The 14,515-nt window shown below is 68.5% G+C and carries 12 protein-coding genes and 1 pseudogene; 11 read left to right on the top strand and 2 right to left on the bottom strand.

What is annotated here, in order from left to right; genetic code table 11:
* Nucleotides 1–52: 52 nt before the first annotated feature.
* Together purL and GCU42_RS14020 are read right to left on the bottom strand one after the other, a co-directional pair.
* On the bottom strand, nt 53–2,323 hold the full coding sequence (gene purL / locus GCU42_RS14015; RefSeq protein WP_114228446.1) for a phosphoribosylformylglycinamidine synthase subunit PurL: 2,271 nt from the start codon (nt 2,321–2,323) through the stop codon (nt 53–55).
* Nucleotides 2,324–2,409: 86 nt separating this feature from the next.
* Complete coding sequence (locus tag GCU42_RS14020) at nt 2,410–2,748, bottom strand: YajG family lipoprotein (RefSeq protein WP_114228445.1); 339 nt, start codon at nt 2,746–2,748, stop codon at nt 2,410–2,412.
* A 130-nt stretch (nt 2,749–2,878) separates the two neighbouring features.
* Here GCU42_RS14020 and GCU42_RS14025 point away from each other — a divergent pair, with 130 nt between their 5' ends.
* The 11 genes and pseudogenes from GCU42_RS14025 to GCU42_RS14075 all read left to right on the top strand — a co-directional run bounded on the left by GCU42_RS14025 (nt 2,879) and on the right by GCU42_RS14075 (nt 14,512).
* Complete coding sequence (locus GCU42_RS14025; RefSeq protein WP_114228444.1) at nt 2,879–3,085, top strand: hypothetical protein; 207 nt, start codon at nt 2,879–2,881, stop codon at nt 3,083–3,085.
* Nucleotides 3,082–3,753 (top strand): Gldg family protein, encoded by a 672-nt coding sequence (locus GCU42_RS14030; RefSeq protein ID WP_114228443.1) that lies wholly within the window; start codon nt 3,082–3,084, stop codon nt 3,751–3,753. Before GCU42_RS14025 ends, GCU42_RS14030 begins: the two co-directional genes overlap by 4 nt.
* 292 nt (nt 3,754–4,045) lie before the next feature.
* Nucleotides 4,046–4,531: a division/cell wall cluster transcriptional repressor MraZ gene (locus GCU42_RS14035; protein ID WP_114228442.1), complete on the top strand. Its 486-nt coding sequence runs from the start codon at nt 4,046–4,048 to the stop codon at nt 4,529–4,531.
* Nucleotides 4,531–5,484 carry a 16S rRNA (cytosine(1402)-N(4))-methyltransferase RsmH gene (rsmH, locus tag GCU42_RS14040; protein WP_114228644.1) on the top strand — a complete coding sequence of 318 codons (954 nt, stop codon included), beginning with the start codon at nt 4,531–4,533 and terminating at the stop codon, nt 5,482–5,484. The genes GCU42_RS14035 and rsmH overlap by 1 nt, the downstream gene beginning before the upstream one ends.
* Nucleotides 5,481–6,161 carry a hypothetical protein gene (locus GCU42_RS14045; RefSeq protein ID WP_114228441.1) on the top strand — a complete coding sequence of 227 codons (681 nt, stop codon included), beginning with the start codon at nt 5,481–5,483 and terminating at the stop codon, nt 6,159–6,161. The genes rsmH and GCU42_RS14045 overlap by 4 nt, the downstream gene beginning before the upstream one ends.
* Complete coding sequence (locus GCU42_RS14050; RefSeq protein ID WP_114228440.1) at nt 6,158–7,864, top strand: peptidoglycan D,D-transpeptidase FtsI family protein; 1,707 nt, start codon at nt 6,158–6,160, stop codon at nt 7,862–7,864. The genes GCU42_RS14045 and GCU42_RS14050 overlap by 4 nt, the downstream gene beginning before the upstream one ends.
* A gap of 7 nt (nt 7,865–7,871) precedes the next feature.
* Nucleotides 7,872–9,299, top strand: a complete 1,428-nt coding sequence (locus GCU42_RS14055; RefSeq protein WP_114228439.1) for a UDP-N-acetylmuramoyl-L-alanyl-D-glutamate--2,6-diaminopimelate ligase — start codon at nt 7,872–7,874, stop codon at nt 9,297–9,299.
* Nucleotides 9,300–9,416: 117 nt separating this feature from the next.
* Nucleotides 9,417–10,820, top strand: coding sequence for a UDP-N-acetylmuramoyl-tripeptide--D-alanyl-D-alanine ligase (locus tag GCU42_RS14060; protein WP_114228438.1), 1,404 nt, complete (start codon nt 9,417–9,419; stop codon nt 10,818–10,820).
* On the top strand, nt 10,820–11,890 hold the full coding sequence (gene mraY, locus GCU42_RS14065; RefSeq protein WP_114228437.1) for a phospho-N-acetylmuramoyl-pentapeptide-transferase: 1,071 nt from the start codon (nt 10,820–10,822) through the stop codon (nt 11,888–11,890). Before GCU42_RS14060 ends, mraY begins: the two co-directional genes overlap by 1 nt.
* A pseudogene (gene murD, locus GCU42_RS14070) lies at nt 11,887–13,304 on the top strand (UDP-N-acetylmuramoyl-L-alanine--D-glutamate ligase). Before mraY ends, murD begins: the two are co-directional and overlap by 4 nt.
* The gene (locus GCU42_RS14075) at nt 13,301–14,512 is read left to right on the top strand and encodes an FtsW/RodA/SpoVE family cell cycle protein (RefSeq protein ID WP_114228435.1); all 1,212 of its coding nucleotides are present in this window, start codon (nt 13,301–13,303) and stop codon (nt 14,510–14,512) included. Before murD ends, GCU42_RS14075 begins: the two are co-directional and overlap by 4 nt.
* The last annotated feature ends 3 nt before the right edge of the window (nt 14,513–14,515 follow it).

A 14,515-nucleotide genomic window follows, 5' to 3' on the forward strand; every position in this document is an offset into this window, starting at 1 on the left:
GCGGCCATCCTAACAGGACGACCGTGGGCGGGGTAGGGGGCGGCGCCGCCGCCTAGAGCTCGGCGCCCATCAGGCGGGGGAAGAAGCCCTCGTGCGCGGCGCGCAGGTCGGCGAGGCTGACCTCGGCCATGCCGTCGAAGCGGTCGGCTTCCCACTCGGCGACGTCGACGAACTTCAATTTGTCGCCGGTCACCGTGCCGACGATCGCGCACTGGATGCCCGCTGCGTCGCACGCCTGCTCGAGTGCGCTCAGCGCGGTCAGTTCCTCGTCATCGCTGACGGTGACGACGTAGACGCCCTGGTCCTCGCCGAACGCATCGGCGGCGAACGGCGCCCACAGCAGCAGCTCGGCGCCGAGCCCGCTTGCCAGCGCCATCTCGGCGATCGCCACCGCAGGGCCGCCGTCGGCGACATCGTGGACCGCGGTGACCATGTCGTCGGCGATGAGTTGGCGGACGAGGGTGCCGGCGGCAAGCTCGTGGTCGAGGTCGACCTCGGGCGGCTGGCCGTCCTGGCGGCCCTCGATCTCGCGCAGCCAGAGCGATTGGCCCAAGTGGCCGTTGCCGTCGTTGCGACGGCCGCCGATCAGGCAGATGGTGTCGCCCTCGGCCTTGAAGGGAATCGTCGCCGACTTGCGCCAGTCGGGCATCAGTCCGACCGCGCCGATCGCCGGGGTGGGCAGGATCGCGCTGCCGCCGCCGGTCGCCTTGCTCTCGTTGTAGAGGCTGACGTTGCCGCTCACGATCGGGAAGTCGAGCGCGATGCACGCTTCGCTCATCCCCTGCAGGCAGCCGACGATCTGGGCCATGATCTCGGGCCGCTGCGGGTTGGCGAAGTTGAGGCAGTTGGTCACCGCCAGCGGGGTCGCGCCGACCGCCGACAGGTTGCGATAGGCCTCGGCGATCGCCTGCTTGCCGCCTTCATAGGGGTCGGCGAAGCAGTAGCGCGGGGTGCAGTCGGTGGTCATCGCCAGCGCCTTGTCGCTGCCGTGGACGCGAACCACCGCGGCGTCGCCGCCTGGACGCTGTACAGTGTCGCCGCCGACCTGCGTGTCATATTGCTCCCAGATCCAGCGCCGGCTGGCGAGCGCGGGCGAGCCCATCAGCTTCAACAGGTCGCCGGCGATGTCCTTGCTCTCGGGCAGCTCGCCGAGCGGCTTGACCTTGGCCCACGCGTAATAGTCATCCTGGCTGAGGTGCGGGCGATCGTAGAGCGGCGCCTCGTCCGCGAGCGGGCCCAGCGGAATGTCGGCGACGACCTCGCCCTGCCACTCAAGCTCCATCCGCCCGGTGTCGGTGACGGTGCCGATCACCGCGAAGTCCAGCTCCCACTTCTTGAAGATCGCCTCGGCCTCGGCCTCGCGGCCGGGCTTCAGCACCATCAGCATCCGCTCCTGCGATTCGGACAGCATCATCTCGTAGGGCGTCATGCCCTCTTCGCGGCACGGCACCTGGTCCATCACCAGGCGGATGCCGACCCCGCCCTTCGACGCCATCTCGACGCTCGACGAGGTGAGGCCGGCGGCGCCCATGTCCTGGATGGCGACGATCGCGTCCGAGGCCATCAGCTCTAGGCAGGCCTCGATCAGCAGTTTCTCGGTGAAGGGATCGCCGACCTGCACGGTCGGCCGCTTCTCGTCCGAATCCTCGCCGAAGTCGGCGCTCGCCATGGTCGCGCCGTGGATGCCGTCGCGGCCGGTCTTGGAGCCGACATAGACCACCGGATTGCCGATTCCCGCGGCGGCCGAGTAAAAGATCTTGTCGGTTTTCGCGACGCCGACGGTCATCGCGTTGACCAGGATGTTGCCGTCATAGGCCGGGTCGAAATTGACCTCGCCGCCGACCGTCGGGACGCCGACGCAATTGCCGTAGCCGCCGATCCCGTGGACCACGCCGCTGATGAGGTGGCGCATCTTGGGATGGTCGGGCCGCCCGAAGCGCAGCGCGTTCAGATTGGCGACCGGCCGCGCGCCCATAGTGAAGACGTCGCGCAAGATCCCCCCGACCCCGGTCGCCGCGCCCTGATAGGGCTCGATGTAGGAGGGGTGGTTATGGCTCTCCATCTTGAAGATGGCGGCGTCGCCGTCGCCGATGTCGATCACCCCGGCATTCTCGCCCGGCCCGCAGATCACCCACGGCGCCTCGGTCGGCAGCTTCTTCAGGTGGATGCGCGAGCTCTTGTAGGAGCAATGCTCCGACCACATGACCGAGAAGATGCCGAGTTCGGTGAGGTTGGGCGTGCGCCCGAGCGCGTGCAGCAGCCGCTCATATTCCTCGTCCGACAGGCCGTGCTCGGCGACGATCTGGGGGGTGATCTCCGACATGCGCGCGCCTTAGCGGATGGCGCGCAAAACAAAACCCCGGCCGGTGAGGGCCGGGGTTGGTGGAAGTGTCGAATTGCGCGAGCCGGTCAGGCCTTGCAGGACTGACCCTTGTAGGTGATCGTCGCGGCGTCGGCGCTGCCCTTGAGGTCAGGCGAATCCTTGGCGATGTCGGTCCCGGCCGGATCGGTCTTGTTCTTCTTCACGCGCGCGGCGCCGTTGCTCAGCCAGTCGATGTAGACGAGGCTGTTGTCCTTGCAGCGATAGACCTTGCTGGCGGTGATCGCCGGCGGCAGCTCGACCGGCGCGGCATTGGCGAGCTGGTTGGCCATCGGATCGGGCGGACCGTTGTCGACGATGGTGTGCTGTTGGCAGCCAGCGACGGCAAACGCCGCGGCGATCGGGAGCAGGAGGAGGTTGCGGTTCATGACTCGGGCCTTTTGCGGCTGCAGCATGAACCGTCAATGGCCGATCGATGAAGGGTTGTTTGCAATGCCCCCGGAACGGGCATAGTCATGGGCCGGTCGTGGGGGAGGATTTGAGCTGGCGTTGGATAGCATGCAGCGCATCCGGTACGGCCTGACGGGGCTCGCCCTCGTCTTCCTGATCGTCCTGCTGGGAACCGCCATCGTGCGCAGCAGCGGCGAGCCCGAGACCAACAGCGTCAACGCCAGCGCGCCCAGCGATCCGCTGAGCGAATTGGGGGTCGCGCCAGGGCAGAACCCGGACGAGAACCAGGTCCACAACGTAACCAAGGCCAAGTGATTAAGGCCATCGCGGCGGGGTCGCTCCTGCTCGGCTCGACCGCTTGCCAGCGCGCTGCGTCGCCCGTCGCGCCGCCGCCGAAACTCTTCCTCCTCACCGGCCTGCCGCTCGCTTTTGGTGAAAGTTTCACCCTCACCGCGCCGCCCTCGCCGGTGATGACCGCGCTGGAAGGCGCCTACCGCGTCCAATTGATCGACGGGCCCGAGGGGCTGCCGCCGCGCGGGCTGCTGCTCGCCGCGCAGCCGCGCGCGCTGACGGCCGAGCGGCTGGTCGCGCTCGACGCCTGGGTGCGGGGCGGGGGACGGCTGCTGCTGCTCGCCGATCCGCGGCTGACGTGGCCGAGTGCGCTCCGGCTCGGCGACCGCCAGCGACCGCCGACCAGCTTCGCCGACACCGGCCTTCTTGCCCACTGGGGGCTGCGCAGCGAGGCGCCGCTGCCGGGCGCGACCGCGACGCTCCGCTTCGTCGTCGCCGGCCAGACGCTCGCGAGCGACAGCCCCGGACGGCTGACCCGATCCGCCGGATCCTGTCAGCTCGCTGTGGACGAACGCTCTGCCGATTGCCGGCTCGGGCAGGGAAGGGCGCTGGTCGTCGCCGACGCCGATTTCCTGCGGCTCGCGGGCGGACCGGAGGGCGTGGTCGCGATGCTCGGGGCGCTCAACCGCTAGCCGCCGCTGAGTCCCTTTCGCACAAGGTTATCCACAGCTTCCCGCACAGCGATTGCGCGTCTCGGGGCGGCGCAAACTGTGCCCCTGAAGCCGCAGAATTCCGCCAAAACGCATCATTGCCCATGAAATCCCATCAAATCCCATTGCTACCCATGCTAACCCGCGTTACACACATCCCCAGCGCGGGGCTGACCAACATTCGGTCACAGGGCGTCGGAGCGCACGGTGAGGCCGTGCATCCGGCGAACAGGGAAGCTTTGCCCGGCGCGGCGGGAGTGGTTGCGCGGTGGCATTGGAGCACCTGTTTCAGGGCAGTGCGCTCAATGCGGTAGACGCCAAGGGGCGCGTCTCCGTACCCGCCTTCCTGCGCACCGTGATCGAGCGCCGCGGCGACTCGCGCACCATCGTCCTTGCCAAGCACGAGCAGTTCCAGGCCCTGAGCGCCTACGATCCCGCCTACGCGGCGCTCAAGCACGAGAAGCTCGAACGCCTGCTCGAGAAGCAGGAGACCGACCCCCAGGCGCAGCTCGAATATCAGCAGCGCAACCTGATGGCGTTCGCGGCGAGCGAGGAAGTGCCCTACGACAGTTCGGGCCGCATCCTCATGCCGCCGATGATGCGCCGCAAGGGCGGGATCGCCGACCTCGCGCTCTTCCTCGGCACCGGTGAGACCTTCCAGATCTGGAACCCCCAGACCTTCCTCGCCGACCCCAACATCCCGGAGGATTTGAAGGACATCTGCCGTTACCGGCTCGAAGAGCGGGGGATCAGCGCGTGATTGCTGTCCCCACCTCCGCTCAGGCCCACGTGCCGGTACTGGTCGATGAAGTCGTCGCTGCGCTCGCCGTGGTTCCTGGCGAAACGCTTGTCGACGGCACGTTCGGAGCTGGCGGCTATACGCGCGCTTTGCTCGGGGCGGGGGCGGGACGAGTGATCGGCTTCGATCGCGATCCGGATGCGATCGCGAACGGGCCGGCACTCGTCCCTGCCGGCAATCTGACCCTAATCCACGACCGCTTTTCCCAGATGGACGCGGCGCTGGCCGAGCGTGACCTCGCGCCGGTCGACGGCGTCACGCTCGATATCGGCGTCTCCTCCATGCAGCTCGACCAGGCCGACCGCGGCTTCTCCTTCGCCAAGGACGGCCCGCTCGACATGCGGATGAGCCAGGCCGGCCAGACCGCCGCCGACTTCCTCAACGAGGCCGATGAATCCGAGATCGCGCGCGTTATCCGCGATTATGGCGAGGAGCCGCGCGCCCGCACCGTCGCCCGCGCGATCGTCGCCGCCCGCCCGCTGACCCGCACGTCGGAGCTGCGGGCGGTGGTCCACAAGGCGCTCGGCCACCATGCGGGGATGAAGACCGATCCCGCGACCAAGACCTTCCAGGCGATCCGCATCCACCTGAACGCCGAGCTCGAGGAGCTCGAGCAGGGCCTGCGCGCCGCCGAGCGCGTGCTGCGTCCCGGCGGCCGGCTGGCGGTGGTGACGTTCCATTCGCTCGAGGACCGGATCGTGAAGCGCTTCCTGCGTGACCGTAGCGGGGCGACGCCGGCCGGCTCGCGCCATCGCCCGACCGTCGCCGCCGGCCCGGCGCCGACCTTCGCCGCGGTCGCCAAGCCGGTCGGCCCGAGCGAGGCCGAACTCGTCCGCAATCCGCGCGCCCGGTCTGCCCGGCTGCGCAGCGCCGTCCGCACCGACGCCCCCGCCTGGGAGGAGCTCGCCGCATGAGCCTCAAGAGCTTCAAGTCCGTTGGCTGGGTTGCCGGCATCGCCGCCACCGCGCTCGGCTGCTACATGGTCAATCTCCAGGTCGCCTCCGAGCGCGCCTCGCTCGAAGAAACCGAGAACCGCATCGTTCTGGCGCAGCGCGACATCCGCCTGCTTCAGACCGAGATCGGCACTCGTGGGCGTTTGGCCCAGCTCGAGCAGTGGAACGTCAAGGTGCTCGCGCTGTCGGCGCCCAAGGCCAACCAGTTCCTCGAGGGCAGCTTCCAGCTCGCGACCCTCGCCGCGCCGCACAAGACGATGGACCCGTCGGCGCCGGTGGTGCTGGCCTCGGCTCCGGCGCCCAAGCCGTCGGCGCCAGTGGTGGATGATGACGGTCCGGTCAGCAACGCTGCGCCGGTCGCGGCGCCCGCCGTCGCCGCTGCGCCCAAGCCGGCCTCGCCGTCGGAGATGATGCACGTCGCCAGCTTCCGCCGCGACCTCGGCGGGTCGTCGACCGTGGCGCAGAAAACTGTGGAAAAGCCGGCGGTTCGGGCCACGGCGCCTGCGACGCCTGCGAAAACCGCTGCTAGCAAGGTAGCGGAGTCGGCGGCCCGACCGAAGCCCAAGGGCCTCGATCCGCTCGCCGCCCGACCGTCGACACCCAAGTCCAAGTCCAAGGAAGCCGCAACCGACCGATGAACGCGCCGACCCCCGCTCTCGTCGCCCGGCCCGAGCGGCTCCGCCTGGTCGGCCAGCGGCGGCAGACGCTCGCGGTGATGCACCAGCGGCTGATGTTCGGGATGCTGCTCTACGGCGGCATCGTTGCGCTGATCGTCCTTCGCCTGATGTACCTCGCGGCGTTCGGCGACCATGCCGGGCGCAAGGGCATGGTGACCGCGCTGGTCCCGGCCCGCGGCGACATCGTCGACCGCAACGGCGAGCCGCTCGCGCGGACCATCGACGCCTGGACCATCGCGGTGCAGCCGGGCAAGGTCATCGGCGACAAGCTCGACCTCGCCCGCAAGCTTGCGGTGCTGATGCCCGAGCATGACGCTGCCGGCTGGCTCGGGCTGCTGCGCTCGGACAAGCCGTTCATCTACGTCCGCCGCCGCGCATCGCCCGCGCTGGTCGAGCAGATCAACGCGCTCGGCGAGCCCGGCCTGGCATTGAGCCGCGAGCCCGACCGGCTCTACCCGCAGACCGACCTCGCCGCGCACGTGCTCGGCTTTACCAATATCGACGGCCATGGCGCGGCGGGGATGGAGCGCGCGTTCGACGAGACGCTGACCAACCCCAACACCCGCGGCCAGCCGCTGGTGCTGTCGATCAATAGCTCGGTTCAGCAGGCGCTCGAACACGAGCTGCTCGACGCCAAGACCACCTTCTCGGCGTTGGGCGCGGCGGGCGTCATCATCGACATCCACACCGGCGAAGTGATGGCGATGGCCTCGCTCCCGCAATTGAACCCCAACGTTGCCGGCAATGCCGACCCCGAGGCGCGCTTCAACCGCGCGACCCAGGGCGTGTGGGAGCTTGGCTCGACCTTCAAGCCGTTCACCGTCGCCATGGCATTCGAGACCGGCAAGGTCCGCTCGATGGGGCAGATCTATCCCTGTCCGCTGGCGCTCAAGGCCTACGGTCGCACGATCACCGACACTCACCCGTTCGGACGCGACTGCTCAGTCGCCGAGATCATGGAGGAAAGCTCCAACATCGGTACCGCCCAGATCGCCGCGCAGGTGGGGGCAACCGACCAGAAGCGCTACCTGAAAGCGATGGGCTTCCTCAATCCGATGCCGTTCGAGCTCAAGGAAAAAGGGCGTCCGCTCTACCCGCGCGACTGGACCCCACTCGACGTGATGACGGTCGGCTTCGGCCACTCGATCGCGGTCTCGCCGCTCCACCTCGCCACTGGCTATGCGACGCTCTTCAACGGCGGCGTCTTCCACGCGCCGACTCTGCTCAAGGTCGGGCCGAACCACCCCGTCGCCCCCGGCCACCGCGTCTTCTCCGAAGAGACCAGCTACAAGATGCGCGCGCTTCTGCGGCTGGTGGTGATGAAGGGCACCGGCAAGCAGGCCGACGCGCCTGGCTACCGCGTCGGCGGCAAGACCGGCACCGCGGAAAAGATCGTCAATGGCCGCTATTCGAAGAACGGCCTCAACGTCACCAGCTTCGCCGGCGTGTTCCCGATGGACGAGCCGCGCTATGCAATGGTGGTGATGCTCGACGAACCCAAGGCGACCGCGCAGACCTTCGGCTTCCGCACAGCCGGCTGGAACTCGGCCCCGACCTTCGGCAAGACGGTGGCGCGGATCGCCCCGATGCTCGGCATTCGGCCCGACATGAACCGCGACGCCAACATGGCCGAGGTGCTGCCCTTCGTTCACGGGAAGAAGTAAGCGCGCCATGCGGCTGTCGGACATCGTGCCGGAGGCGGGCGAGCAGGAGGTCAGCGGCTTCGCGATCGATCATCGCAAGGTTGTCCCGGGCACCGTCTTCGGCGCCTTCCAGGGCAGCGTGCGTAATGGCGAGGACTTTATCCCCGCGGCGATCGAGCGCGGCGCGATCGCGGTGATCGCCCGGCCCGAGGCGCGGGTCGATGGCGCGCTCCACCTCGCCGACGCCGAACCGCGCCGCCGCTTCGCTCTGCTCGCCGCCCGCTTCTTCGCGCCCTATCCCGAGGTCACGGTCGCGGTCACCGGCACCAACGGCAAGACCTCGACCGTCGAGATGGCGCGGCAGTTGTGGCGGATGGCCGGCCACCGCTCGGCCTCGGTCGGAACGCTCGGCGTCACCACCGCAGACGACCAGGTTAAGACCGGGCTCACCACCCCCGACATCGTTACCTTCCTCCACAATATGAGCGGCCTCAAGACGATGGGCATCGGCCACGTCGCTTATGAGGCGTCGAGCCACGGGCTCGACCAGTATCGCACTGAAGGGCTGCCGGTCCGCGCCGCCGCCTTCACCAACTTCTCGCGCGACCATCTCGACTACCACCAGACGATGGACGCCTATTTCGAAGCCAAGATGGCGCTGTTCGAGCGGGTGGTCGACGCCGACGGCGCCGCGGTGGTGTGGACCGGCGATCCCCGCAGCGAGGAAGTCGTCCTGCGCGCCAAGCGACGCGGGCTCAAGGTCGAGACGGTCGGCCCCGGCGGCACGCTGATCGATCTCCAGCGCCAAAGCCCGAGCCCGCTCGGCCAGCAGCTCGACCTCGTCCATGCCGGCAAGCCGCACCTGCTCAAGCTGCCGCTGATCGGCGCCTACCAGGCGGCCAACGTGTTGACCGCGGCGGGGTTGGTGCTGGTCACCGGCGGCGACTGGGCGACCACCTTCGCCGGCATGGGCCGATTGAGTCCGGTGCGCGGGCGGCTCGAGCGGGCGGTCATCACCCGCGCCGGGGCGCCGGTCTACGTCGATTATGCCCACACTCCCGACGCGCTTGAGGCGGCGATTGCTGCGCTGCGCCCCCACGTCGCGGCCGAGAAGGGTGGCCGGCTGATCACCGTGTTCGGCGCCGGCGGCGACCGCGACGAGGGCAAGCGGCCGGAGATGGGCGCGGTTGCGGCACGGCTCAGCGATCTGGTGATTGTCACCGACGACAATCCGCGCAGCGAGGACCCCGCCAAGATCCGCGCCGAGGTGATTGCCGGCGCTCCGGGCGCGCGGGAGATTGGTGGCCGCCGCGAAGCGATCGCCGCCGCGATCGCCGACGCCGGCAAGGCCGACATCATCCTGCTCGCCGGCAAGGGACATGAAACCGTGCAGATCATCGGGGAGCGCACGCTCCCGTTCGACGACGCCGCCGTCGCCCGCGAGTGCGCGGCGTGAGCAGGCAACGGATGCCATCACCGCTCGTCCTGAGCGGAGGCCGCAGGCCGCAGTCGAAGGGCGTATGCGTGGCGAAGCGCCCTTCGACTTCGCTCCGCTCCGCTCAGGACGAGCGTCATGGCTGATGCACTGCCCCTCTGGACCTCGGCCGAGATCGAGGCCGCGACCGGCGGACGCGCGTCCGCCCCGTTCGACGCGACCGGCGTCACCTTCGACAGCCGCGAGGTCGAGTCGGGCTGGCTGTTCGTGGCGATGCCGGGAACGGTCGCAGACGGCCATGACTTCGTCGCCAAGGCCTTCGCGCAAGGCGCGGCGGGCGCGCTCGTCAGCCGGCCGGTCGACGGCCCCCACGTGCTGGTCGACGACGTCGCCGCGGCGCTGACCGCGCTGGCGGTCGCCAGCCGCGCCCGGATGCAGGGCAAGGTGGTCGGGGTCACCGGCTCGGTCGGCAAGACCGGCACCAAGGAAGCGCTCGCCGCCGCGCTCGCCCGCCGTCACCCGGGCCGCGTCCACCGCTCGCTCAAAAGCTATAACAACCACACCGGCGTGCCGCTCAGCCTCGCCCGGATGCCGCGCGACAGCGTGTTCGGCGTGTTCGAGATGGGGATGAACCATTCGGGCGAGATCGCCGCGCTGACCCGCCTCGTCCGCCCCCACGTCACCCTGATCACCGCGCTCGCGCCCGCGCACATCGAGAATCTGGGGTCGATGGAGGCAATCGCCGACGCCAAGGCCGAAATCGCGCAGGGGCTCGAGCCCGACGGCATCGCCATTGTGCCCGAGGACACGCCTTATCGCGACCGGCTGGTGAAGGCGGTCCGCCGCCATGCCGGTCAGGTCGTGACGTTCGGCTCGGGCGACGCCGACGTCACCGCGGTCCATGCGGTCCGCGCGAGCAATGGCGGCAGCCTCGTCACCGCCAGCCTGCTCGGCGCCGAACTCACCTACACCATCGCCCAGCCCGGCGATCACTGGGTATCGAACAGCCTCGGCGTGCTGGCGGCGGTCGAAGCGCTCGGCGCCGACCTCGCCGCGGGCGGCCTGGCGCTCGCCGACATGGGCGGGATCAAGGGCCGCGGCGAGCGGCACAAGATCGCGCTCGACGGCGGCGAGGCGCTGCTGATCGACGAAAGCTACAACGCCAATCCGGCCAGCATGGCGGCGACGCTCAAGAACCTCGCCGCCGAGCCGGTCGCCGGTCGCCGCCTGGCGGTCCTCGGCACGATGCTCGAGCTGGGCGAGCATAGCGAGCGCGAGCACGCCGGGCTGGCTGAGCCGGTGCTGACCAACAAGGTCGACGAACTCATCCTCGTCGGCGAGGCCACCGCCCCGCTCGAGCGCGAGCTCGTCGGCGAATTGCCGGTGACCCGCGTCGCCGACGCCGCGGCGGCGACCGAGGCGCTGCTCGAACGGCTCCGTCCGGGTGATGCGGTGCTGGTCAAAGCCTCCAACGGGGTCGGCCTTGCCGGGCTGGTCGAGCGGGTGGCAGGCACCGCCAGCGGAAAGGGGTTCAAGCCCTAATGCTTTACGTCTTCGCCGAGGCGCTGGGGTTCCCCGGGCTCCTCAACCTCATCCGCTACATCAGCTTCCGCGCCGGCGCGGCGACCGCCACCGCTCTGTTCATCGGGCTGGTGCTCGGGCCGTGGTTCATCAACTGGCTGCGCGTCCGGCAGGGCAAGGGCCAGCCGATCCGCGCCGACGGGCCGCAGACCCACCTCGCCAAGCGCGGCACGCCCACCATGGGCGGGCTGCTGATCCTGGTCAGCGTGACCACCTCGGTGCTGCTGTGGATGGACCTCGCCAACCCGTATGTCTGGGCGTGCCTGCTGGTGACGTTGGGCTTCGGCGCGATCGGGTTCCTCGACGACTATGACAAGGTCAAGAAGGCGCACCATGCCGGCATCCCGGGCAAGGTCCGCCTCGCGCTCGAGTTCATCATCGCCGGCTTTGCCACGTGGCTGATGGTCCGCAACTCGGGCACCCACCTCTATCTGCCGTTCGTGCAAGGGTGGGTCGCCGACCTGTCGTGGTTTTACGTCGCCTTCGGCGCCTTCGTCATCGTCGCCTTCGGCAATGCGGTGAACCTGACAGACGGCCTCGACGGGCTAGCGACGATGCCGGTGGTGATCGCGAGCCTCGCCTTCGTGCTGATCGCCTACCTCGTCGGCAACGCCAAATACGCTACCTACCTCGGCATCCCGCATGTGCTCGGGACCGGCGACCTGACCGTGCTGCTGCTGTCGGTGGTCGGCGCCTGCCTCGCTTTCCTCTGGTTCAACGCGCCTCCGGCGGCGGTGTTCATGGGCGACACCGGCAGCCTCGCGCTCGGCGGCGCGCTTGGGGCGGTGGCGGTGGCGTGCCACCACGAATTCGTGCTGGCGCTGATCGGCGGCCTGTTCGTCGTCGAGGCGCTCTCGGTCATCATCCAGGTCGCGGTCTACAAGCGGACCGGCAAGCGCGTCTTCCTGATGGCCCCCATCCACCACCATTTCGAGCACAAGGGGTGGAGCGAGCCGACCGTGGTCATCCGCTTCTGGATCATCGCCTTCATCCTGGCGCTGGCCGGGCTTTCCACCCTCAAGCTGCGGTGATCACGGCTCAGGCCTGGGCCGGGAAGCACTACGCCGTCTACGGCCTCGCGCGGTCGGGGCAGGCGACGGTCCGCGCGTTGCTGGCGAGCGGCGCGCGGGTGACGGCGTGGGATGAGAAGGAAGAGGCGCGGGAAGCGCTCTCGCAAGAGTTCCGCTGGTCCCGAGCGCAGTCGAGGGGCGCTGACGGAGCGGTGGACGAACGCCCCTCGACTTCGCTCGGGACGAGCGGGCTGGACGTGGCGGACTTCACCCAGGCCGACCTCACCCCCTTCGACGCCCTCGTAGTCTCCCCCGGCGTCCCCCTCAACACCCACCCGCTCGCCGCCCGCGCCCGTGAGGCCGGCATCGAGATCATCGGCGACATCGAGCTGTTCGCCCGCGCCCGCCCCGAGCTGCCGCCGCACAAGGTGGTCGGGATCACCGGCACCAACGGCAAGAGCACGACCACCGCGCTGGTCCATCACATCCTGAAGACCGCAGGCGTGCCGACCACGATGGGCGGCAACATCGGTCTCCCGATCCTCGGGCAGGAGCCGCTATCGGCGGGCGGGGTCTATGTCCTCGAGCTGTCGAGCTACCAGATCGACCTCACCCAGAGCCTCGACTGCGACGTCGCCGTGCTCCTCAACATCACGCCCGACCATCTCGATCGGTACGAGAGCTTTGAGGCTTATGCGGCGAGCAAGGCACGGTTGTTCGAGATGCAGTCGTCCAAGCACATCGCTTACTTCGACGCGTCAAATGCGACCGCCACGGCCGTCGGCGAAGCCTTGCGAAGGACTCGCGGAAATTATCGAACCGTCGGATTCTACCGTTACGACGATCTTTGGTCTTTCGATGAGAACGCCGAAATCTCAGCCGAGATTCGATCTCGTGGCAAGGAATGGTCTTGCCTCAAAGGGCCACACAACGCCAGCAATGCGCTTGCTGCAAGCAACGTGGCTTTCGATCTTGGCGTCTCTCAAGAGCGCATCGATGCAGGTCTAGAGACCTTTCGTGGTTTGCCACATCGAAGTGAGCGCGTCCGTGACCGCGACGGCGTCCTCTTCGTCAACGATAGCAAGGCGACCAATGCCGAGGCGGCGGCGCCCGCGCTGGCGGCTTATCCCCACATTCGCTGGATCGTCGGGGGCAGGCCAAGACCAACGACCTCGGCGACACCGCCAACCATCTCGACCATGTCGTCCACGCTTACACCATCGGCGAGGCCGGTCCTTTGTTCGCCCGTCTGCTGCGCGAGCGTGGCGTCGCGGTGACCGAGTCGGAAACGCTTGAAAATGCGGTGAAAGGTGCGGCGGCGGATTCACAAGCGGGCGAGGTTGTTCTACTCTCGCCGGCGTGCGCGTCGTTTGACCAGTTTAAAGACTTCGAAGCACGCGGGGACGCCTTCAAGGCGCTAGTGGGGGCACTATGAACACGATCCTGGCCGGGAAGCTCAAAGCGAGCCCGCTGCTTGACCCCAATCGCTACGGTCGCGCCGACCGTTCGGCGGTGGGCCGCTGGTTCTGGGAGATCGACCGCGTCCTCCTCCTGCTCGTCACAGTGCTGATCGGCATCGGCCTGATCGCGGTCGCCGCCGCCAGCCCGGCCGCGGGCGAGCGCTACTCGGGCGCCACCGTCTCGGTCGCGCCCTTGCATTATTTCTACCGCCAGATCGTGTGGATCGCGGTGTCGCTGCCGGTGATGATCGCCATTTCGATGATGCCGCGCGAGCGAGCGAAGCGGCTGAGCCTGATCGGCGCGGTCGCGTGCCTCGTCGCTTTGGTGTTCGTGCCGCTGATCGGGCCGGAAGTGAACGGCGCCCGCCGCTGGCTCGGTGTCGGCTTCGCCCAGGTCCAGCCGTCGGAATTCCTCAAGCCCTTCTTCATCGTGCTGACCGCCTGGCTGCTCAGCCTCAAGGACAAAGACAAGAAGCTGCCCGTCTTCTGGGTGTCGGGCGCGCTGACCGGGATGGTCGCGGTGCTGCTGATGATACAGCCCGACTTCGGCTCGACGATCATCTTCGGCTCGGTGTGGATCGTGATGCTTGCGCTCGCCGGCATCAACCTGCGCACGCTCGGCATCCTCGGGCTGGCGGCGGTGGTCGGGGTCGTCCTCGCTTACTTCTTCTATCCCGTCGCCACCGTCCGCATCGACGGCTTCCTGTTCGGCGAGGGCGACAATTTCCAGGTCGAGAATGCGATGCGGACGCTCACCGCGGGCGGGCTGTTCGGCATGGGGCCGGGCGGGGGCACCCGCAAGTTCGGCCTGCCCGAACCGCACACCGACTATATCTTCTCGGTGATCGGCGAGGAGTTCGGGCTGATCGCCTGCATCGCCATCGCCGCCATCTACCTCGCCATCGTCGCCCGCGTGCTGGTCAAGCTGCTCGACGAGGAGGACAGCTTCGCCGTCCTGACCGCCGCCGGCCTTGCCGCGCAGTTCGGGTTGCAGGCGCTGATCAACATGGCGGTCAACGTCCGCCTCGCGCCGTCCAAGGGCATGACCCTGCCGTTCATCAGCTACGGCGGCAGCTCGATGCTCGCGCTGTCGATCGGCATGGGTCTGCTGCTCGCCTTTACGCGCCGAAACCCGTATCTGAAGCGCTCTCCCTATGTGGTGACGTGGAACGGGGACCGATAAGAC

The organism is Sphingomonas ginsengisoli An et al. 2013 (assembly GCF_009363895.1).
GTDB classification, from domain to species: domain Bacteria; phylum Pseudomonadota; class Alphaproteobacteria; order Sphingomonadales; family Sphingomonadaceae; genus Sphingomicrobium; species Sphingomicrobium ginsengisoli.

Coding starts and splice junctions, on each gene's coding strand:
- mraY (WP_114228437.1), top strand. CDS start 10,820: ATGCTTTACGTCTTCGCCGAGGCGCTGGGGTTCCCCGGGCTCCTCAAC.
- GCU42_RS14045 (WP_114228441.1), top strand. CDS start 5,481: ATGAGCCTCAAGAGCTTCAAGTCCGTTGGCTGGGTTGCCGGCATCGCC.
- GCU42_RS14025 (WP_114228444.1), top strand. CDS start 2,879: ATGCAGCGCATCCGGTACGGCCTGACGGGGCTCGCCCTCGTCTTCCTG.
- GCU42_RS14050 (WP_114228440.1), top strand. CDS start 6,158: ATGAACGCGCCGACCCCCGCTCTCGTCGCCCGGCCCGAGCGGCTCCGC.
- GCU42_RS14020 (WP_114228445.1), bottom strand. CDS start 2,748: ATGAACCGCAACCTCCTCCTGCTCCCGATCGCCGCGGCGTTTGCCGTC.
- GCU42_RS14055 (WP_114228439.1), top strand. CDS start 7,872: ATGCGGCTGTCGGACATCGTGCCGGAGGCGGGCGAGCAGGAGGTCAGC.
- GCU42_RS14060 (WP_114228438.1), top strand. CDS start 9,417: ATGGCTGATGCACTGCCCCTCTGGACCTCGGCCGAGATCGAGGCCGCG.
- GCU42_RS14075 (WP_114228435.1), top strand. CDS start 13,301: ATGAACACGATCCTGGCCGGGAAGCTCAAAGCGAGCCCGCTGCTTGAC.
- purL (WP_114228446.1), bottom strand. CDS start 2,323: ATGTCGGAGATCACCCCCCAGATCGTCGCCGAGCACGGCCTGTCGGAC.